At 73.3% G+C, this 20,627-nt stretch carries 14 protein-coding genes; 4 read left to right on the top strand and 10 right to left on the bottom strand.

Annotation, left to right across the window (positions count from 1 at the left end; translation table 11 throughout):
- On the top strand, positions 1-432 hold a 432-nt coding region (locus ACIA5F_RS11635; RefSeq protein WP_399351746.1), incomplete at its 5' end, for a transposase.
- Positions 433-451: 19 nt separating this feature from the next.
- Here ACIA5F_RS11635 and ACIA5F_RS11630 read toward each other — a convergent pair.
- Complete coding sequence (locus tag ACIA5F_RS11630; protein ID WP_399351744.1) at positions 452-1,021, bottom strand: methyltransferase family protein; 570 nt, start codon at positions 1,019-1,021, stop codon at positions 452-454.
- 1,209 nt (positions 1,022-2,230) lie between these two features.
- Here ACIA5F_RS11630 and ACIA5F_RS11625 point away from each other — a divergent pair.
- A complete protein-coding gene (locus ACIA5F_RS11625) occupies positions 2,231-3,739 on the top strand; it encodes a glutamate synthase subunit beta (protein ID WP_399351742.1) in 1,509 nt (502 codons plus the stop codon).
- Between the two features lie 4 nt (positions 3,740-3,743).
- On the opposite strand, the gene ACIA5F_RS11620 is transcribed toward ACIA5F_RS11625, so the two are convergent.
- From ACIA5F_RS11620 to ACIA5F_RS11600, 5 genes are all read right to left on the bottom strand, one after another.
- Positions 3,744-4,424 (bottom strand): DUF1524 domain-containing protein, encoded by a 681-nt coding sequence (locus ACIA5F_RS11620; protein WP_399351772.1) that lies wholly within the window; start codon positions 4,422-4,424, stop codon positions 3,744-3,746.
- 312 nt (positions 4,425-4,736) lie between these two features.
- The gene (locus ACIA5F_RS11615) at positions 4,737-5,753 is read right to left on the bottom strand and encodes a chitinase (RefSeq protein ID WP_399351770.1); all 1,017 of its coding nucleotides are present in this window, start codon (positions 5,751-5,753) and stop codon (positions 4,737-4,739) included.
- 355 nt (positions 5,754-6,108) lie between these two features.
- Positions 6,109-7,065, bottom strand: a complete 957-nt coding sequence (locus tag ACIA5F_RS11610; protein ID WP_399351740.1) for an ABC transporter ATP-binding protein — start codon at positions 7,063-7,065, stop codon at positions 6,109-6,111.
- On the bottom strand, positions 7,065-9,815 hold the full coding sequence (locus ACIA5F_RS11605) for a hypothetical protein (protein WP_399351738.1): 2,751 nt from the start codon (positions 9,813-9,815) through the stop codon (positions 7,065-7,067). The genes ACIA5F_RS11610 and ACIA5F_RS11605 overlap by 1 nt, the downstream gene beginning before the upstream one ends.
- The gene (locus ACIA5F_RS11600) at positions 9,812-13,069 is read right to left on the bottom strand and encodes an FtsX-like permease family protein (RefSeq protein WP_399351737.1); all 3,258 of its coding nucleotides are present in this window, start codon (positions 13,067-13,069) and stop codon (positions 9,812-9,814) included. The genes ACIA5F_RS11605 and ACIA5F_RS11600 overlap by 4 nt, the downstream gene beginning before the upstream one ends.
- A gap of 165 nt (positions 13,070-13,234) precedes the next feature.
- Here ACIA5F_RS11600 and ACIA5F_RS11595 point away from each other — a divergent pair, with 165 nt between their 5' ends.
- On the top strand, positions 13,235-13,942 hold the full coding sequence (locus ACIA5F_RS11595; RefSeq protein WP_399351735.1) for an ABC transporter ATP-binding protein: 708 nt from the start codon (positions 13,235-13,237) through the stop codon (positions 13,940-13,942).
- 101 nt (positions 13,943-14,043) lie between these two features.
- Here ACIA5F_RS11595 and ACIA5F_RS11590 read toward each other — a convergent pair whose 3' ends face one another.
- The 4 genes from ACIA5F_RS11590 to ACIA5F_RS11575 form a co-directional block, all read right to left on the bottom strand.
- Positions 14,044-14,367 carry a hypothetical protein gene (locus ACIA5F_RS11590; RefSeq protein ID WP_399351733.1) on the bottom strand — a complete coding sequence of 108 codons (324 nt, stop codon included), beginning with the start codon at positions 14,365-14,367 and terminating at the stop codon, positions 14,044-14,046.
- A gap of 80 nt (positions 14,368-14,447) precedes the next feature.
- Positions 14,448-15,503 carry a type III polyketide synthase gene (locus ACIA5F_RS11585; RefSeq protein ID WP_399351731.1) on the bottom strand — a complete coding sequence of 352 codons (1,056 nt, stop codon included), beginning with the start codon at positions 15,501-15,503 and terminating at the stop codon, positions 14,448-14,450.
- Positions 15,504-16,026: 523 nt separating this feature from the next.
- On the bottom strand, positions 16,027-17,232 hold the full coding sequence (locus ACIA5F_RS11580) for a cytochrome P450 (RefSeq protein WP_399351729.1): 1,206 nt from the start codon (positions 17,230-17,232) through the stop codon (positions 16,027-16,029).
- Positions 17,233-18,124: 892 nt separating this feature from the next.
- Positions 18,125-19,480 (bottom strand): FAD-binding monooxygenase, encoded by a 1,356-nt coding sequence (locus ACIA5F_RS11575; protein WP_399351727.1) that lies wholly within the window; start codon positions 19,478-19,480, stop codon positions 18,125-18,127.
- Positions 19,481-20,013: 533 nt separating this feature from the next.
- Here ACIA5F_RS11575 and ACIA5F_RS11570 point away from each other — a divergent pair.
- Positions 20,014-20,496 carry a hypothetical protein gene (locus ACIA5F_RS11570; protein WP_399351725.1) on the top strand — a complete coding sequence of 161 codons (483 nt, stop codon included), beginning with the start codon at positions 20,014-20,016 and terminating at the stop codon, positions 20,494-20,496.
- Positions 20,497-20,627 lie beyond the last annotated feature (131 nt).

The following is a 20,627-nucleotide window of genomic DNA, read 5'->3' as shown; positions in this document are numbered from 1 at the left end:
ACCGGGATGCCGGTCCTGTGGTCGCTGGCGAACCCGAAGCTGGACGAGCGCGAGGTACTGACCGCGATGCTCGACCGCGAACCCGAGACGGTCACAGACCGGCCGGGGCTGCTGGTGATCTCCGACAAAGGCTTCGCCTCCAAGGAGTTCGAGGCGGATCTGGCCCTGCGGGGAGCCGAGTTGCTGCGGCCTTCATTCAAGCGCGAGAAGAAACGCAAGGGCGAGAGCCTCCTGAAATCAGTCCGACAGCTGATCGAGTCGGTCAACGACACCCTCAAGGGCCAGCTCGACCTGGAACAGCACGGCGGCCGGACCTTCGAAGGCGTCGCAGTCCGCGTCGCCCAGCGCATCCTCGCGATGGCCGCCGCGATCTGGCACAACCACAAGACCGGCCAGCCGATCACACGATCCCTCATCGCCTACGACCACTGATCACATCGGAATGACTCGTCTAGTACACGTACGGCACCAGACGTTTCGTGCGCCGCTGGTACTGGGCGTACCGCTCGCCGAAGGAAGCCAGCAGCAGTTTCTCCTCCGCGTTGATGCGCCAGGTGTACGCGGCCAGCAGCACGGCGGTGACGAGGAGCAGCGGAATCCAGTTGCCGAGACCGAGCGTGTACCCGCTCCACACCAGCAGGCTGCCGCAGTAGCCGGGGTGCCTGATCAGCCGGTAGGGGCCCTCCTGGACGAGGCGCTGGTCCTCGGTGGCGCGCAGGGTGCGGGTGTAGAAGCGGCCCAGGGTGTTCATGCCCCAGGCCCGTACGGTGAGACCGACGGCGATCACCGCGACCCCCGCCCAGCACCAGCCGGCCGAGAGGCGCCCGGTCGTGACGTGGGTGAACGTCACGGTGACGATCACGGAGACGACGTAGGAGCCCAGCAGGAGCCTGGTGCTGCCGCGGTCGTCGGCGCCCCCGTGCCAGTCGGCCGCCACGGCATCCGTACGGCGCCGCAGCAACACCTCGTACGCCACCCACAGCAACAGTCCGGCAGTGGCGAGCAGATTCGGCAGAGTCATACGTCCAGCGTCGCAGCCGGGCACCGGCCCGTCACCCCCTGCCACCCGCCACCCGCGGTCAGGAGTCAAGGGTTCACGGGTACGGCGATGACCTGAAACAGCCCTTCCGGGGCCGGAATTTGATGATCATCAAAGTGGCGCGAAGCATTCCGGGGCCTTCTGTCATATCCCCGTGGCAGCATGAGCGACCGCACGCATCTCACGTACGCGGGGCCGCGGTCGCTCTGGCCGGGACGGTCACGGCCGCCGGACCGGCCACGGCGCATGCCGCCGCACCCTGCAAACCCGCGCTGACCGTGCTGGGTGCGCTGCCCGGCACCGGGGCCTGGCCGAACGAGGGTGTGCGCGCCCTGGGTCGCGGGAACGTCTCGGTCGGCTCGTCCCGGGGCAAGGCGGTCTACTGGACCGGCGCCACCGTGCACCGGGTTCCCCTCACGGACACCCAGGCCGAGAGTGAGCTGACCGGGGTGAACCAGAGCGGTCTGATGACGGGCTGGTACCGGCCCGTCGCCTCCGGTACGCAGGTGAGCTTCACCTACCGGGCGGGTGACGCCGCCGTCGCCGTACTGCCCGAAACCACCCGCGTGGGCAACGACCTGACGGTCAACGACGCGGGCCGTGTGGTCGCGGGCGGTCACGGCGACAAGACCGTCCGCGTCTACTTCGGCGGCGTGCTGGAGCGGACGCTGTCGATCCCCGCGGAGCTGGGCCCCGATACGTCCGTCTCCACCGTCGGCGGCGTCAACTCCCGCGGCGATGTCGTCGCCATCGTGCAGCAGGCGGACGCGGGCAGCGAGGGACGCATACAGCACTACCACCCCGTGGTCTGGCCCGGGGACGGCGGTCCGGCACAGGTCCTCCCGAGGACCGGCGGAGCCAGGAAAGCCGCAGAAAAAATCACAGAGGGTGACGCACAGCGTCCCGCCCCAGGCGGTGGACCGGCCACCGGCCCTCGGCGCGGACCGGCAGGAGCTGCGACGCCGATCCTGGCACTGTCACGAAGACGGCGTAACCTGGTGAGAACGCCCTATATATCACCCATACGGCATGCATCGGCACACGCCCCTGCGCCCCAGGCGCCCCGGCTGTACCACATACAGCACGCCGCACGCCCCTACCCCACGCCCTCGTGCCCCGTACCCCGTGCCCGTGCCCGTGCCCGTGCCCGTCACGAACGATCCGGCCCCGAACGATCCAGGGAGGCGGCGCGTGACCGATCCGTCCGGCTTCCTCAGGATTCCCCGCAGGCCCGTCCCGGCCCGTCCCGTGGAGGAGCGGATCGGGGACTGGCGCGAGGTCCACGCGGGGCAGGCGCTGCTTCCGCTCGTCTCCGAACAGGCCGACCGCTGCATGGACTGTGGCATTCCGTTCTGCCACACCGGCTGCCCCCTGGGGAACCTCATACCCGAGTGGAACGCGTACGCGGCACACGGGGACTGGCGCGCCGCGTACGAGCGGCTGCACGCGACCGACAACTTCCCGGAGTTCACCGGACGGCTCTGCCCGGCCCCCTGCGAGGACGCCTGCGTCCTGACGATCAACGCGGAGCCGGTGACCATCCGGAACGTCGAACAGACGATCGCGGACGAGGGTCTGCGGCGCGGCTACCTGACGCCGCGCCCACCGGAGCGGCGCGGCGGGAAGGCCGTGGCCGTCATCGGTTCCGGCCCGGCCGGTCTGGCCGCCGCCCAGCAGCTGACCCGGGCCGGGCACCGCGTCACCGTCCACGAGCGGGCCGACCGGCTCGGCGGTCTGCTGCGCTACGGCATCCCCGCGTTCAAGATGGAGAAGGCGCACATCGACCGCCGCGTCGAGCAGATGCGCGCGGAGGGCACGACGTTCCTGACGGGTGCGGACATCGGCGGTGCGGTCGGCGCGGCCGGGCTGCGGGGCCGGTACGACGCGGTCGTCGTCGCGGTCGGGGCCGCGGAGCGCAGGGAACTCGCGGTTCCGGGGCGCGCGCTGCGCGGCATCCATCAGGCCATGGAGTACCTGACCTTCGCCAACCGGGTCCGGGAGGGCGACTACGCCGTGCCTCCCGTCACCGCCGAGGGCCGGCACGTGGTGGTCGTCGGTGGCGGGGACACCGGCTCGGACTGCATCGGTACGGCCTTGCGGCAGGGTGCGCTCTCCGTGGTCCAGCTCGACATCAACCCGGAGCCCGGGGCCGACCGGGCCGACAGCGAACCCTGGCCGGTGTACCCGAAGGTGTACCGGATCTCCCACGCCCACGAGGAGGTCCGCGGGCGCGAGGGCCGCGACCCCCGGCTCTTCTCCCGCGCCACCCTGCGCTTCGAGGGCGACGCCTGGGGCTGGGTACGGGCGCTGCGGCTGACCGCCGTCGAGCCGACGGCCCGCAGGCCCCTCGCCGGTACCGCGCACGTGATTCCGGCCGGGCTGGTCCTGCTGGCCCTGGGCTTCTGCGGCCCCGAGCGGGCGGGCGGCCTGCGCGAGCAGCTGGCGCTGGACCTCGACGACCACGGCAACTTCGCCCGCGACTCGGGCTTCGCGGCCACCGGCGGACGGGCACCCGGGGTCTTCGTCGCGGGGGACGCCGGCCGGGGCCAGTCCCTGGTGGTGTGGGCCATCGCCGAGGGCCGGGCGGTGGCCGCCGCGGTGGACCGGCACCTGACCGGTTCCACCGCCCTGCCCGCCGTCATCTGCGCCCACGACCGGCCCATGACGGCTCTGGGACGTCTGCGCTACGGAGACGGCTGACCCCTCACTTCTGACAGGTGCTCAGCATCCCTTCCAGGGCGGTCTTCTCGCCCTCGGTGACGGAGAGCGAGTAGAGCGACTTCACATGGGCCCAGGCCCGGCTGTAGGTGCACCAGAAGGCGCCGTTCGACGGGACCCACGTCTCCGGGCTCTGGTCGCCCTTCGACCGGTTCGAGGCCGCGGAGACGGCGACGAGCTGGGAGTGCTCCAGGTCGTTCGCGAACGCCTTGCGCCGGGGGGTGTCCCAGGTGTCGGCGCCCGAGCGCCAGGCGTTGGCGAGGGGGACCATGTGGTCGATGTCGAGCTGGCCGGAGGAGGTGAACGACTTGTTGTCGTACGGGCTCAGCCAGCTCCCCGAGATCGCGCGGCACTCCTCGTCCTGCTCGACGTCCTTCCCGTCGCGGGCCAGGACCACCTCCCGGGTGTCGCACTTGCCGAACTGCAGGGCCCAGTGCGGGAACTTCGCGCGGCTGTAGCCCGCCATCGAGTGCGGCGCCTCCACGGTCAGGTTCTCCAGCTCCTCCTCCACGACCTCGACCGACGGCGGCTCCGGGATCGAGAGCGTCACCGCCCGGGCGGCGAGGGCGGCGGAGCCGGGGTACGGCGCGGAGGGGGTGGCGGAGACGGGGCCGGCCAGGGCGAGGGTGAGGGAGAGCGCGGCCGTACCGCGCAGCAGGTGCTTGATCACATCCGCGTTCCTACCGGCAGGGCCCGGTTCCAGGGCGCCGGACCAGGCCGGACGCACCCAGATGGGCGGTCAGGTTCACCACCGCAAGCACGGTCCCACGGGTTCGTAGGGTCCTGCCGTTCGGAGGGTTCCACGGGGTCCTACGGGTTTCACGGGTTCTGAGAGTTCCACGGGTCCCACAGGTCGCACGGGTCGCACGGGTTCTACGGGTTCTACGGCGCCCCCGGGACGCGGGAGGTGGCGGTGGTGCTCGCGCGGGAGGGCGGTGGTGGCACCGTGAGGGTGCCGCCACCGCCCGGGTCGATCGCGTCAGCGGCCTTGGAGGGCCTTGACGTTGTCACCGAAGGTCCAGTTGCGTGACCCGTCCCAGTTGAGCGACCAGGTCATCAGGCCCTTCAGCTGGTTGCCGTAGGAGTTCCACGCCTGGGAGACCAGGCTCGGCGACATGTAGCCGCCGCCCGCGCCCTGCTGGGCCGGGAGCCCGGGGACCTGCTTGTCGTAGGGCACCTTGATCGTGGTGTTCTGGATGACCAGGCCCTGGTTGAGGCAGTCCGTCTGTGCCTTGAACCCGGCGACGGTGCCCGCCGAGTACGAGTCGCCGGAACAGCCGTACATGCTGCCGTTGTAGTACTGCATGTTCAGCCACCACAGCCGGCCGTTGTCCGCGTACTTCTTGATGATCGGCAGGTAGGAGCCCCAGATCGAGCCGTACACCACGCTGCCGCCGGTGACGTAGGCGGTCTCGGGGGCCATGGTCAGACCGAAGTTGGACGGCATCTGAGCGAGCACGCCGTCGATGATGCGGATCAGGTTGGCCTGTGAGGCGGAGGGCTGGTTGATGTTGCCGGAGCCGACGAGACCGGTCTCGATGTCGATGTCGATCCCGTCGAAGTTGTACTTCTTGAGGATCGGCACGATGGTCGCCACGAACCGGTCCGCGACGCTGCTGGAGCTGAGGTCGATGCCGGCCGCCGCGCCGCCGATGGACATCAGCAGGGTGAGGCCGTTCTGTTTGGCCTGGCACATCTCGGCGGGGGTCGGCACCTTCACCGTGTTGTCCATCCCGTCCTGCCACAGGACGGTGCCGTCCGAGAGGATGACCGGGAAGGCCGCGTTGATCACGTTGTAGCCGTGGCTGCGGATACGGCTGTCGGTGAGGGGTATCCAGCCGAGCGGCGGGTGGACGCCGTTGGCGGCGCCGTCCCAGTTCTCCCAGTATCCCTGGAGCACCTTGCCGGCAGGTTTCGACTGGACCGCGCAGGTGTCGGCCGGGGGCGGTGCGAGGGGGGAGGCCGCCGCGGCGGGTACCTGGGTGAGAAAAGCCATCGCCAGTCCGGCGCCGAGCAGACGGATGGTCCGACGGATCATGATGTGCTCCCTTCATGCCGTTCGTGCCGTGGGGGGCAGGAGGACAGGCCGGGGTGACCAGGAGCGGGAAGGCCGTGAACGCGACCGGGTAAGAGGAGGGAAGAGTGGGAGGAGAGGGAGGAGGGGACAGGGAAGACGGGGACAAGGTGGGGGGACACGATCACCTCCTGGACGTGGGGGGCCTGGAGACATACGTGGTGTGGTGCGCCACACCGTAAAGTTGGTCCAGACCTTCCGTCAAGAGGTCTGGACCAAGTGTGGGATCACGGCACCAGCGGTACTGGACACCAGCGGTACTGGACACCAGCAAGTGCTAGAGGGTGTCCCGGTCCGGGTGGACGGCGATGTGGTCGGCGGCGAGGTCGACCGCGACCCGGTGTTCCATGCCCAGGGCCTCCAGGAACTTCTGCGGCAACTGGACGCGGCCCGTGCGGTCCAGCATCACGTACTCGCGCTCGCTCACCGACTCCGTGCCGTGCTCGTCGGTGACCGTGCGGCGCAGCACCTCGCTGCTGGTGCGGCCGTCACGGATCGCGACCGTACGGCGGACCTCCCCGGCGACGAGGGGGTCGTGGGTCACGATCACCACGGTCGCGCCGAGTTCCCGGTTGACCGTGCGGAAGGCGTCGAAGACCGCCGCCGCGGTCTCGGAGTCCAGCTCGCCGGTGGGCTCGTCGGCCAGCAGGACGGCCGGGTCGTTGGCCATGGCGACGGCGATGGCCACCCGCTGCTGCTGGCCGCCGGAGAGCTGGGCGGGCCGGCGGTCCCCGAGTTCGGCGATGTCGAGGGCCTCCAGGAGCCGTCCCACCTGGGCGGCGTGCCGCTTGGCAGCGCCGCGCCCACCGCCCTTGAGCTGCATCGGGAGGGCGATGTTCTGGGCCGCCGTCAGGAAGGGCAGCAGGTTGCGGGCCGTCTGCTGCCAGACGAAGCCCACCGCCTCGCGGCGGTAGCGCAGCCGGTCCCGGGCGGACATCTCCAGCAGGTCGTAGCCGCCGACGGAGGCGGCGCCCGCGGTGGGCACGTCCAGGCCCGCCAGGATGTTCAGCAGGGTGGACTTGCCGCTGCCGGAGGCACCCACCAGGGCCACCAGGTCGCCCTGGGTCACGGTCAGTTCCAGGCCCTGGAGGGCCTGGACCTCGACCCCGTCGGTGGTGAAGATCCGGACCAGCCGGTCGCAGACGATGGCGGCGCCCTCCCCGTGGGTCCGGGGTGCGGCGGCGGCCAGCGCCTCGCGGCGCAGGTCCTCGTAGGTCGGCGCCTGACTGCTCATCAGTGGTCTCCCGCTCTCAGCTCGGTGGTGATCTGGCGCCGCCCGGAGACGGCCGCCTCGGCCAGCACGGCGACCGCCGCCAGTGCGGCCAGGCCCAGCGCCTGCGTCAGTACGGGTTCCGCGGTGAGCCGCAGGCCGGCCGGTACGACGGCGCCGACCAGGGCGGACAGATCGACGGCGGGGCCCAGCAGGGCGACGGCCGCCACGGCGGTCAGTCCGCCGCCGAGCGCGGCGGCCAGCGCCTGCGGCAGCGACTCGGCCAGGATCAGCAGGAACCCCTGCCGGGGCCGCAGCCCCATGGTGCGCAGCCGGGCCAGCAGCGCGGCCCGGTCGGGCGCGGCCCGGACCAGGCCGAGCAGGACGGCCAGCAGTGCGAAGCCCCCGGCGCCGGCCACGGCGGCCCAGAAGAGCCGGGCGGCCGAACGCTGGAGCGGATCGGCGGCGAGTTCGGTGGCGGTGCCCGCGCTGGTACGGACGCGGTAGTGGTCGGTGGCGCCGGCCGGGGCCGCCTCCTGGACCAGGTCGCGCAGCCGGGCGTCGTCGATCTCGCCGGTCGCGAACCAGTGGCTGGGGTGGGCGGCCTGGGGTATCCGGGCGGTGGCGGGGCCGGCGGGCAGGACGACGAATCCCGCCTTGTATCCCGGCAGGACGGGCGTCGCCTCGACGGTGGCGGCGGCCTTCGCCCGCAGTTCCTTGCCGTTGCCGAACCGTATCCGGTGGGTGCCGTCACCGCTGGTCCCTCCGGCCAGGTCGGCGCTGACCAGGGCGGGGACGGGGGCGTCGCCGCCCGGGACGTCCCCGGTGAGCAGCGCCGGGTCGAACAGGCCGCGCCCTGCGGTGCGGGCCAGTTCGGCGTAGGCGCGGGGCTCCGCGACGACCACCGTGACGCGGGCCGAGCGTCCGGAGACGCCGACGAGCGTGGCGTCGTCGTCGGTCCACACCGTCAGGGCCCGGCGTACGCCGGGCAGCGCGGCGGCGGCCTTGGTCAGCGGCTCCGGGACGGGGGCTCCGGTGGCGACCGTGATCCGGGCGTCGCCGCCGACGGTCTGCCGGGCGACCTGGAGCCGGGTGGCGTCCACGGAGGCCAGGACGGTGGCGCCGAACCCGGCGGTGGTGACGGCCAGCAGCAGCGCGACCAGCGGCAGTACCGAGGGCCGGGCCTTGCCCCCGGTGCCCCGGGAGGCGCGGGCCAGGCCGAGGAAGCCGATCAGTCCGGTCCCCCGGCGGGCCGTCCGGGCGAACGCCCCGACCAGGAGGGGCTGGACGCGGGCCAGCAGCAGTCCCCCGCAGAGCGCGAGCAGCAGCGGGGCGGCGACCAGCAGCGGGTCCACGCCCGCGCCGGCCGGGGCCACTCCGCGTCGGCGGGTCTCCAGGATCGCGGCGGTGGTGGCGGCGAGGACGAGCAGCTCGCCCACGAGCCGGCGCCGGGCGGCGGGTCCGCGCGGTGCCGACAGCAGCACGGCGGCCCGTACGGGGAACGCCAGCAGGGCCAGGAGGGTGGCGGCCGAGGCGGCGGACACCGTGGCGGCCAGCCGGGGGGTGGGCAGCAGCAGGACGGCCGTGGCGGTCGCGAGCGCCGCGGCCGGGAGCGTGGTGACCAGGTTCTCCCCGAGCAGCCTGCGCACGATGCCGCCGCGCGAGCCGCCCCGGGCCCGCAGCAGCCGCAGTTCGGCCGCCCGCCGGTCGCCGGTGAGCGCGGCGGCCAGGCAGAAGACGACGAGGGCCACGCCGGCGACGCCGGCCGGGCCGATCGCGGCGAGCGGCGCGGCGGCCTGCTGCCGGGTCTGGGCCTGGGTGAACAGTGCCGGGAGCCGGGAGCTGACGCGCAGGTCCGTGCGGCCGGTGGCGCGCACCAGCGCGGAGCCGGTGGGGCCGGCGACGTAGGCCGCGGTCTTCTTGGCGTCGCCCTGGAGCTGGTCGGCGCGCAGGACGGTGGTGTCCACCGGGAGCCGCCAGAAGTCCTCGGCGCCGCTGCCCCAGGGGTCCAGCTGGTCGAGGCTCTCCGCGCCGACCAGGGCGGCGGCCTGCCAGTACGACTTGGGCGGCACGGTGGTGGTGCGGGACTGGCAGACGCGGGTGAGGCAGGGCAGGCCGGTCCAGAAGGTGCTGGTCTCGTCGGTGGCCGTGTACAGGCCGACCACTTCGGCGCGTGGGGTGCCGGAGGTTCCGGACGGGGTGTTCAGTACGGTGCCGAGCCGGATGCCGAGGCTCTGCGCCACGGCCTGGGACAGCATGACCGGGACGGGGCCGCCGGGGGTGGTGGCGCCCGGCAGGCGCCCGGCCACCAGGGTGGTGTGGGCGGCGGCCTGCGGCAGGTGGACGAGGCCGAGGCGGGAGGGGACGTCCTCGATGCGGACGACCCCGGGGTCGGTGAGGTCGCGGGCCTTGTTCGACTGGGAGCCGTGGACGGGGCCGTCGGCCGCGAGGGTGAAGTCCTGCGCGACGCGGTCGCGCAGGACGGCCAGGACGGTGTCCAGTTCCTTGGGCGTCATGGTCCCGGACTCGGCGGAGGCGGTGGCGAGCAGGCTCGTCGCGGCCGGGCCCTGACGGTCCAGGAAGGAGCGCAGTGCCTGGTCGGCGCCGCGGTCCAGGGCGCGGGGCAGGGAGGCCGCCAGCAGGACGGTGACGAAGGCGAGCGCCGCGGCGAGCAGGGCGCTGAGCGGGGTGGCGCGCAGCCGGGTCCGTACCCAGGGCGCGGGCCGGGCGGCGGGCGGGGGTCCGCTCTCGGTGGTGGGGGCCGGGCCGGTCACGAGTCCTCCACAAAGCGCAGCCGGGCGGCCACGTCACGATGGCCGCGCGCACCGAGCACGGCGGACAGAAGAGGTACCGCCGCGATGGCGGCGGCCAGCAGGAGCGTCGTCCCCGTCGGCAGGTCGACGAGGACTTCCGGTACGGGGCGGCGGGCGGCGGGGGTGAGCACCATCAGCGGGACGACCAGGTGGACGATGGCCGCGCCCAGCCCCACGCCGACGGCGGTGGCGAGTCCGACCAGGACGGTGCTCTCGGCCAGGGTGGTGCGGATCAGGGCCCGCCGGGGTGCGCCGAGGGCGAGCAGGACCGCGAACTCGCGGGAGCGTTCCCGTCCGGCCGCGGCGGTCGAGGCGGCGAAGCCGATCGCCGCGAGGACCGCGCACGCGAGGGCGAGGGCGGCCAGGGCGGCCTGCGGGCCCGCGCTCAGCGGGTCCTCCAGGAGTCCGGCGGCCACGTCCTCGCTGAGCAGTACTTGTCGGTCCTTGGCTCCGGCGCGCAGTGCGGCGGCGGCCCGCGCGGGGGTGGGGTCGGCGGCGGAGGCGCCCGGCAGCCACCATTCGGTGGTGCTGGGCAGTTCCGGTCCGCCGGTTCCGGCGCCGGCCGCCAGGAGCCGGCCGAGGGTGGCGGCGTCGACGGCCAGGGCGGTGTCACCGGCCACGGGAAGGGAGGGGACGGCGGCGGTGATCCGGACCGTGATGCCGGTACCGGCCAGGGTGACGGGGATGCGGTTGCCGACGGCGGCGCCGACGGTCTTGAGGTAGGTGTGGGTGGCGATCCCGGGGATTTCGGTGGCGGGGTGGGCGGCTGTGGTCAGGGTGACCTGGGTGCCGCCGGGGGTGTCGGAGGAGGCTCCGTAGGCCAGCCGGAGCAGGGCCGGGCCGTCGTCCGGGCCGGCGGTGGACAGGGTCGCGGCGAGGGTGGCGCTGTTCCCGGTCCGGTGGGGCAGGTGCCAGGTGGGGGCGGGCGTTTCGACGGGGGTGGCCGGGCCGTCCGCGGTGGCGGCGGCGGAGATCCGGCGGACGGTCAGCTGAGCGGCGCCGCCGGTGGTGGTGACGCCGTCGGACGCTCTCTGGGAGACGATCAGGGCGGCGACGCTCAGCGGGGTGGCGGCGGACCCGGCCGGGGCGTCGGTCAGGGTGGCGAGGCCGACCCGGAGGGTGGCCTGGCCGCTCTTGGGCAGCGGCAGTGCGGGGGTGCGGTAGGTCAGTCCGAACCTGTCGCGCAGCAGCAGTGCCAGCCGGGCGCCACCGCCTCCCTGGTCCATCGGTGTGACGGCCACGTCGACGTCGATGCGCTGGGGGCTGCCGGGCAGGGTGATGCCGGCGCTGCCGGGGGTGTCGACGGCGAGCGGGGTGAAGAGGTCGCGCGGGGGGCGGCCGTCGCGCAGGTCGGAGCGGACCGGTACCCGTTCGGCCACGGCGGCGGCGTCGAGGGCGAGGACCTGTCCGGCCTTTCCGCCCGGCAGTTCCTGCCGGGAGCGGATCACCGGGATGACGCGGTCCCCGCCGGGCAGGGCCGCGTACCGGCCGCCGCGGCCCAGGGAGGCCAGTTCGCTGCCCACGACGCGCAGTCCGCCCGCGGTGGCGAAGTCGGCCTGGTCGCGCTGGGAGGTGGACCAGGCGGTGTGCTGGCCGAGGGCCAGGACACCGCTGGAGACGGCGAGGACGAGGAGGAGGACCGGTCCGGTGGCGCGGCCGGGGCGGCGGGCGAGCTGCCAGCCGACGAGCGCCGGGCCGAGCCCGCGGCCCCGGGCGGCCAGCCGTCCGCCCAGCCGGGCGGCGAGCGGCAGCAGCCTCAGGACGAGCAGGGTTCCGGCGCACAGGGCGAGGGTGGGCGCGGCGACGAGCACGGGGTCGACGGCGAGCGAGCCGTCCGTGGGGGCGGCGGCTCCGTCCCCGCTGTAGCGGGCCAGTTGGCGGTAGGCGAGGACGGCCAGGACGAGCAGGGCGAGGTCCGCGCCGGAGCGGACCGCTCCGCTGACGGCGGCCTGCCGTCCGCCGGTGCGGCGCAGTGCGGCCGCGGCGGCGCCGCGCAGCACGGCGGGCAGTGCGGTCAGCAGGACGCACGCGAGGGCGCAGCCCGCGGCGACGGGCCACAGCAGCCAGGTCCCGGCGGTGGCCAGTGGGACCTTGGCGAGCGGGCCCACGCCGCCCAGCAGCCGCAGCAGCGGCGGGGTGAGCAGGGGTGCGAGGAGGGCGGCGGGCAGTGCGAGCAGCAGCGACTCGGTCGCCGTGAGCGCGCCGAGCCTGCGGCGGGAGGCGCCGCGCGCGGTGAGCAGGACGCGTTCGCTCTCCTGGCGTTCCGTCAGGAGGTGGGAGACGAGCAGCAGTGCGGCCGAGGCGAGGACGGTCAGTTGCAGGGCGCCGACCAGCAGGGTGGAGTGGGCGACGAGACGGCCCGAGGCCAGCTCGCGCAGCAGGGCGGGGAGTTCGGTCCGGACCTCCAGGTCGGCCGTGCTCTGGAGTGCGGTGGTCAGCCGGGCGGCGCGGGCCTCGATCGCGGCCGTCCCGGCGGCGTGGACGGTGGTGAAGTCGGGGGTGAGGAGCGTGCTGCGGCCGTTCTGCGGGAGCCCGCCGGTGGTGAAGACGGAGTCGTCGGTCAGCAGCGGGCCGTAGGTGGTGAACGTGCCGTTCTGGAGTTCCCGGCCGCCGATCGGGTCCAGCCGCCAGTACACGGCGTCGGGTTCGGCCGCCCGGTACACGCCGGTGACCCGGACGGTGAGCGGGGAGCCGCCGTAGCGGTCGTCGAGCCGTACGTCGGCGGGGAGGGCGGCGGCGGTGAGGCCGAGCCGGTCCAGCGCGGACTGCGGCGCGGCCACCGGGACCGGGGTGCCGGGCGCCAGGGCGGCTTCGGGCCACTGTCCGGCCAGGAGGCGGACGCGGCCCCGGTCGAGGGCGGCGAGCAGGGTGAGGTCGGCGTCCCTGCCGGAGGCGGAGGTGCCGGGCAGTCCGTACGAGCGGCTGCGCGCCAGTGTCTCGACGCCGACCGGCAGGGGGCCGAACAGGTCGGCGGCGAAGGCGCGTACGGCCTCGTCGTCCTTGGCCCGGTCGCGCACCGGGTGCCCGCTGGAGACCACCACCGCGGTCCGGTCCCTTTCGGGTCCCTGGAGGGCCTGGCGCATTCCTGCCTCGCCCACGCCCCGGGTGAACGCGAGCAGGGCGGTGAGCGCCGTCGTGGTGATCAGTACGGTGAGCAGCACGGCGGCGGCGAGCGGCAGTCGCCCGCGCAGCCGGCGCAAGACGAAGCCGAGCATGTGCTTTCCTCCCCCATCCGGACTACTGGTCCCGGATAGCGGACGATATTGTCAGATTCAGTCGAGCAGGGGAAGGGACTTGCGCCTGGCCGGTCATAGATGAACAAATTCGAAAGGCGCTGCTCCGGGAGAGCGCGCGCCGGACGATCCGAGGGGGAGCCCACCATGACAGAGCCGCAGGCCACCGCACCGGCACCCATGCTGGTGGTGGACGACGTGCACCGGAGCTTCGGCAGCGGGGCGCAGGCCGTGCACGCCCTGCGCGGTGTCTCCTTCGAGGTGCGCCGCGGCGAACTCACCGCGCTCAAGGGCCGCTCCGGCTCCGGCAAGACCACCCTGCTCAACCTCCTCGGCGGCCTGGACACCCCGACCGGCGGCAGCGTCCGCCTCGACGGCACCGACCTGGCCTCGCTGGACGAGTCCGCACTGCTCGCACTGCGCCGGGACCGGATCGGCTTCGTCTTCCAGTCCTTCGGGCTGATCCCGGTACTGACCGCCGCCGAGAACGTGGGCGTGCCCATGCGGATGCGCAAGGTCCCGGCGCGACAGCGCGAGGAACGGGTCCGTACGCTGCTCGCACTGGTCGGCCTCGCCGACCACGCCGACCAGCGCCCCGGGGAACTCTCCGGCGGACAGCAGCAGCGGGTGGCCGTGGCGCGCGCCCTGGCGAACGAACCCGCCCTGATCATCGCGGACGAGCCCACCGGCCAGCTGGACTCCGAGACGGGCCGCTCGATCATGCGACTGCTGCGCGCGGTGGTCCGCAGCGAGGGCGTCACCGTCCTGGTCGCCACCCACGACCCGGCCCTGATGGAACTCGCCGACCGCGTCGTGGAACTCCGCGACGGCCACATCGTCCCCCCGGACGCGTAACGAGAACCCACCCGCCCGTCAGCCCCTGCCCGTCACCGCCCGACCGCCACCACCGGTACCACGCCACGTGACGGGTGACGGGTGACGGGTGACGCGGTAGCTCACCCGGCGCTCACCCCGGCCCCGGTGGCCCGCTGTTCCGCCAGGAGCAGGACGTCACGCCGGTCCAGCTCGTCGCCGGGGATCACCACCAGCGCCCACCTGCGCAGGAGTCGGCCGATGGTGTTCGGTGCGGCGGCGGAGATCTCCCTGTCGAACACGGTCCGGTCCTCCTCACCGAGAGCGGCGCGGACGTCCTTGACGGTCAGCGGGACCTGGAACGTCTCCCCGCCGAACTCGACCTCCACCGGACCGGAGACGCGGTGGGCACCCGCCTCGCGGTCGAGGGCCGCGAACGCCCCGTCCTGGGCCCGGACGCGCCGCACGACACTCCTCAGAGGCCGGTGACCGGCAATCCGGCCGGGCGGATGTCCGGGGTCAGGAGGTCGGGGTCAGGAGGTCGGGGTCAGGAGGTCGGGGAGGTCCAGGTGCCCAGGGAGATCTCGGCGGTGATGCCCGGGCCGAAGCCCGCCAGCAGGCCCTGGTGGCCGTCGAGGGCCGAGCCTTCGTCGAACATCCGGGCCAGGGCGTCGAGTACGACCGCGCTGGCGATGTTGCCGTACTCGGTGAGCGTGGCGCGGCTGAAGCGGAACGCCTCGGGCGGCACGTCCAGGAAGCGGCTCAGGTCGTCCAGGATGCGCGGACCGCCCGCGTGGATGATGTAGAAGTCCAGTTTGCTGACGTTCCACCGGTGCTCTTCGGCCAGGGAACGCAGCGCCGGGCTGAGCGGTTCCATCGTCCCCGGCACCCGCTTGTCGAGCTGGAAGTGGAAGCCGGTGGAGCGGACCGCGTAGGAGATCCAGTCCTCGGTGTGCGGGATCAGGTAGGAGCTGTTGCGTTCGAGACTCATGCCGGTGCCCGGCTCCGCACGGACCACCGCGGCGGCGATCCCGTCGCCGAACAGCCCGTTGGACAGCAGCGACCCCACGCCCACGTCGGTGGGCTGGTAGCACAGCGAGCAGAACTCGCAGGCCACGATGAGGACGTTGGCGTCGGGGTAGGCCGTGCAGAAGTCGTGGGCCCGGTTCACCGCCGCGCCGCCCCCCGCGCAGCCGAGCTGGGCGATCGGCAGCTGCCGCGTGTCGGAACGGAATCCCATCTGGTTGATGAGCCATGCCGTCAGCGACGGCATCATGAATCCGGAGCAGGACACGTAGATGATCAGGTCGATCTGGCGCGGTTCCAGCTCCGCCTGGGCCAGTGCCCGGTAGACCACACCGGGAACACGGGCCTTGGACTCCGACTCGTAGAGGATGCTGCGGGCTTCCAGCCCCGGGTGTTTCAGTACGGCCTCGATGGGCTGGATCAGATGCCGTTTCTGCACCCCGGTGTGTTCGATCAGCCTCAGGGCCAGGTCCAGTTGGGGGTTGCCCCGGTGCAGCCGCCTCGCCAGGTCGAGGGTTTCCTCGTTGGTGATGACGTACTCGGGGACCGCTATGGCCGGTTTGCACAGAACTGCCATGGGACTCTTCTCCTAGCGGACGCTGGTCCGGTACGGGTCCCCGGTACGAGCCGGGCCCACCCACGGGGCCACCGGTCGGCGGCGGGCCGCCACGGGCACAGGTCCGTCCACGCGGGGTACGTCCATAGATACGGGGGTACGTCCGTCCACACGGGCGGACGGAACACCTGCCCGCGCACCCGCACCGCACAGCACACCGAGGAACGCACGGGTACGGGCACGGCCGCCCCGGCACGCACGCGTCGGCGCGGGCACGGCGACGCGGGCACGGCACGGGCACAGGGAGGCGTCGCGGAGGCGGTTCTCCCGGGAAGGGGCGGACGTCCCGGCCGCTGAGGGCTGTTCTCGCGGTGGCCGCCGGACGGTCCGGGCGCGAGGCTGGGATTCCGGGCCGGCCCGTTCGATCTCCGGGCCGACCCACTCAATCTACGACAGGCGGATCACCGGCGCACCTCGGTCGCCCGCGCCCGGGCGGCCTGCGGGCACCCGCGGCCGGCACACCCGGCGGGACCTGCCCCGGACGTCACCAGATGACGGGCAGCGCCAGCGGGTAACGCCAGATCGACGTCGTGTTCCACCGCACCTCTTCGGCGGGCTTCGCCAGGGCGAGCCCGGGGAAACGCTCCAGCAGCGTCCCGATCGCGATCTCGATCTCGGCCTGCGCGAGCGGGGCGCCGAGACAGTGGTGCGCGCCCCAGCCGAAGGCCATGTGCGACGGACTGGTGCGCTCCGGGTCCACCTCGTCGGGCCGGTCGAACTTGCGGCCGTCCCGGTTGGCCGTCAGGTAGGAGACGTGGACGATGTCGCCCGCCTTGATCGTCACCCCGCTCAGCTCCACGTCCTCGGTGGCCACCCGGGGGATGCCCACCCCCTTGCGGAACGGGATGAAGCGCAGCAGTTCGTTGATCGCCTGCGGGAGCGTCTCCGGGTGCTCCCGCACCCGGGCGAGCAGATCGGGCCTGGTCAGCAGGGAGTAGGAGAGGTTCCCCAGCTCGTACGTCGTCGTGTCCTGACCGGTGATCAGCAGGACCATGGCCATGACGCTCAGCTCCCGGTCGTCGAGGAGCTCGTCGCCGTCGCGGGCCGACGCCAGCACACTGATCAGGTCCTCGCCGGGGTGCTCGCGCCGCTGCGCGGTGAGGGTCGTGAAGTAGGCCCGGAGCTCCGCCTTGGCCCGTACCGCGTCGTCCCGGTTGTCGATGCCGATGTCCATCATCGTCCGGGCGTGACCGCGCAGCCGGGCGTGGTCGGCCTCGGGGATCTCCAGGATCTCGCAGATCGTGATCAGCGGCAGCGGTCCGGCCAGGTGCTCCATGAGGTCGGCGGACGAGCCTTCCTCCGCCATCCCGTCCAGCAGCCCGTTCACCACGTGCCGGATGCGCGGGCGCATGCGCTCGATCTGGTCCGGTGCGAAGCCCTTGGACACCAGGCTGCGCAGACGGCTGCTGGCCGGCGGGTCCATGACGTTGATCGCCTCGGCCTGGACGATCGGCTCTGGCGTCATCCGCGGGAAGTCCCGGCCGATGACGGCACTGCGGCTGAAACGCCGGTCGGTGGTCACGGTCCGCACGTCGTCGTAGCCGGTGACCAGCCAGGCGTCCCCTTCGCCGTAGGGCAGCCGAATCCGGGCGACGGGTTCGTCGTCCAGGAACTGCCTGAGCACCGGGTCGAACTCCAGTGCTTCGGCGTAGTCGAAGGGACAGTTCCGTGCGCGGGAGCCGGGGGGCATACGGACCTCCGGGTCTGGGTTCTGAGGGCGGGCTCGGGAAACTGACGGGCCCGACGGGACACCCGTACCCGCTCCCGCACCCGTGTGTAACGGACCGGACCCGTACGCCCCGGTTTTTCATCCGTGCCGCCCAGAGCCGTCCCACCGATGTGTGTACGGAGCGCGCCCCGGCCCGGCCTGGCCCGATCTCCCGGGCTGTGCGCGCCGGCCCCGCCCGTACCCGGGGCGGAGCACCGTCGCGCGGGTCCTCCGCCGGTCGGGCCGCCGGCTCCCAGGCCCCGTGGAAGAAGGCCAGTTCCAGCAGGTCCGGGCCCGCATCGGGCGGGGCGGCCCCGGACGCGGCGAGCTGCCCGGCGGCGGCGGTCATCCACCGCAGGTACACCCCGTAGCGGTGGGGCGTCCAGCCGCCGTCCGACCAGATCCAGGCCGACACGGCCTTCGCGGACGTCGGCGCCAGCCCGGCCTCCGACCCGGCCCGTATCGCGTGGGCCCGGCTGACGGTCGCGGCCCCGGTGTGCGACCGTCCGGGGGACGGGCCGGGCCACGGCTCCATGCCCGCCCAGCGCGCGGGACCATACGTCACGGCATGTCCCCCGACGCCCGTCAGGTACGGAACACCGTCTGCGGACAGCCACCGTCCCACCGCCTCCAGCGCCGAGTCCGGCAGCAGCCGTTCCGTCAACGCGCCGTCGAGCGCGTCCGCGAGAGCTTGTCGTCCCACTTCTCCCACCCCACCCCTGGCCGTGTCCTTCCCCACCATCGTGGCAGCGGCCACTGACAACGCCCCCACCACGGCCAGGGCGGGCGGGGCGGGGCGGGCGGGTGAGGACCGCGCCGTGGCCGGCATGGCGGATATGGCCGGCGTGGTCGACGTGGTCCTCACCGCCCGTGGTCACGCCCTGCCGCTCTTCTCCGGCCTCAGCAGGGCCGCCAGCGTGCGGGGGCGCAGCAGGGCGGTACGGCTGACCATGTGCATGGTCTCCAGGATCGCGCGGTGGGCGTGCTCGTCGTCGATGGCCCGGTCGAGGGTGCGGTCCAGGAGCCAGGCGATCGCGGTGGTGTAGAAGGGCGGCGTGCTCGTCCACCGGGCGTCCTGGGCGGTGGAGGTGAGCCAGGGAACGGTGGTCTGGCGGGTGAGGAGACGCTGGACCTGGCGCACGTTGCCCGGATCGTGCCGCAGGCCCGGCCCGTGCCGCCGCAGCAGGACGGCCTGGAGGGCCGCGACGGTCATGCCCTGCCCGTAGACGGGGTTGAGCAGGCACAGGGCGTCGCCGAGGACCAACAGTCCGGCGGGCCAGCTGCGCATCGCGTAACGGCGGCGGCGGTTGGGGAGCCGCGCGTAGCGGTAGAGGGGTTCGCCGGGGCCCAGACCGGCGGCGACCCCGTCGAGCAGGGGGTTGTCCAGGCTGCGGAGGAAGGCGAGGAACCCGGCCCGGTCGGCGGGCGGGCGGTCCTCACCGCGGCCGAAGGCGGCGAGCACGGTCAGGCCGCCTTCGACCCGGACGGCGGCGGCTCCCCGTCCGATGCGGGAGATGCTGCCGAGTTCGTAGAGCATCGGACGGGCCGGGGTGAGCGGGCCGGGGCTGGTGAGCCAGGTGGTGACGTAACCGGCCTGGCCGTCCACGATCTCGGTCCTCGGCGCGGGCACGCCCAGGTTCCGCAGCCAGTGGTGCGCCTGGGACGTACGGCCGCTCGCGTCGAGGACCAGGTCGGCGTGGAGGACCTCGGGTTCACCCTGGTGGCGCGTGCCGTCGCCGCCGGGGAGAGCGGCGACGGCCACTCCGGCGACGCGGCGGCCCGTGGTGGTGTGCAGGCCGACGACACGGACGCCGTTCTCCATCCGTACCTGTGGCAGGGCACTCACCTCGGCGCGGATGCACTCCTCCAGGACCGGCCTGCTGACGGAATGGGCGGGCAGTCCGAAGGAACGCGGCGGGGAGGTGCGTTCGCCCGCGCAGAAGACGACGTGCCCGGTGTCGTGGGACCGGACACCCGCGCGGACCAGCGCCGCGTCCAGGCCCGGCAGCAGATCCCGCATGGCCTGGGCCCCGCGCATCATCAGGATGTTCGGGTGGCGGCCCTGGGGAACGCCGGGGCGGGGGCCGGGGTTCTGCGCGGGGACACGGGGGTCCTGTTCCAGGACGAGGACCTCCTGGAACGCCGGGGCGAGCGCGGCGGCGGACAGCAGTCCGCTGATGCCCGCGCCGATGACGATCGCGCGCCGGCCTTCGCGGAGCCGTTCGTCCATCGAAGCCTGGGGTGTGCTGACATAAGCGGATTCGTCCCGAGATGTCACTGACGAAGGAAGTGATTTCATGCTGACCTCGTGGGGAGGGTGGGGGTGAGGTGGGGTGGCGGTACGGGGGATCTGCTGGTCGCTCAGGGCCTTCGGCCGCTTCCGGGAAGTCCCGCAACCAGCGGGCGCCACCTGGTCGGCACGTACGCCGAGGTGGCCGGGACCGGTCGCTGACGGGGGGGGTGGGAGCCGTTCCGGACAGCCGGAACGGCTCTCGCGGGCGATGCCTGTCCCTTACTCGGTGCAGGTGGTCGCGGTCGAAGCCGGGCCAGAGGCTATCCCAGAACCGGAGTCCGGAAAGGGCGCACCGGGAGGTGCCCGAACCGGACGGGCGGGGTCCGCCGGAGGCAGGGAGGGCCGGTCGGGGGCCGGGGCAGCCCGGTGGTGGCTTTCTCCACAAGGGCTCGCTAGGCGCGCCGAATTCCAGGTAAACCACCCATTTCAGCGATAGGCAGGATTCGCCACTGAATGGTGGAATTTTTGCCATGAATCAGACCATCACTCTGCGCGCCGCTCTCGTCGGCGCCACCGCACTGCTCGCGATCGGCGGCCTGGTCTCCACCGCCACCGGGGCCACCGCGCTGCCGGCCGGTGTCTCCGGTTCGTCCCCACCGGCCGTACGGGCCGGCACCCCGGCCTCCCATCAGGTCCACCTCTTCTTCTCCGACTACCGGCGGGCCGTCCTCGGCCAGTCCGGCGAGAGCCCCCGGCAGGTCCGCGGGCGGTATCTCGTCCCACAGCTCCAACCCCGGCTCGACGCCTGGGCCCGTAGGCACGGCGCCGACCCGGTCTTCCGCGCCCAGAACGTCCCGGTGGACTGGTCCGTGCGCCAGGAGGCGGAGGAGCACGGCTTCGCCTCGGTCCGGCTGACCGAGCGCTGGAGCGGCGGTGGCAGCCGGGACGTCTGGTACACGGTGCGGCTCGGCGACCTCCGCATCGTCGAGATCAACGACCGGCCGGCCTTCTGACCCGTGACCCGCTCAGCCTTCACCCTGACCCGCCCCGCCCCTCCCGGAGACGCCGCCGGATGACGGGACAGGCCCGAGCGGGACGGGGCGGAGCGAGGCGGGACTCGCGTCGCACCGCCGAGACGACCTAG

Source organism: Streptomyces sp. NPDC051567, assembly GCF_044454165.1.
Classification (GTDB): Bacteria; Actinomycetota; Actinomycetes; order Streptomycetales; family Streptomycetaceae; genus Streptomyces.
Note: the sequence above shows the minus strand (reverse complement) of the source record. Positions and strands in the feature narration are given on the sequence as shown.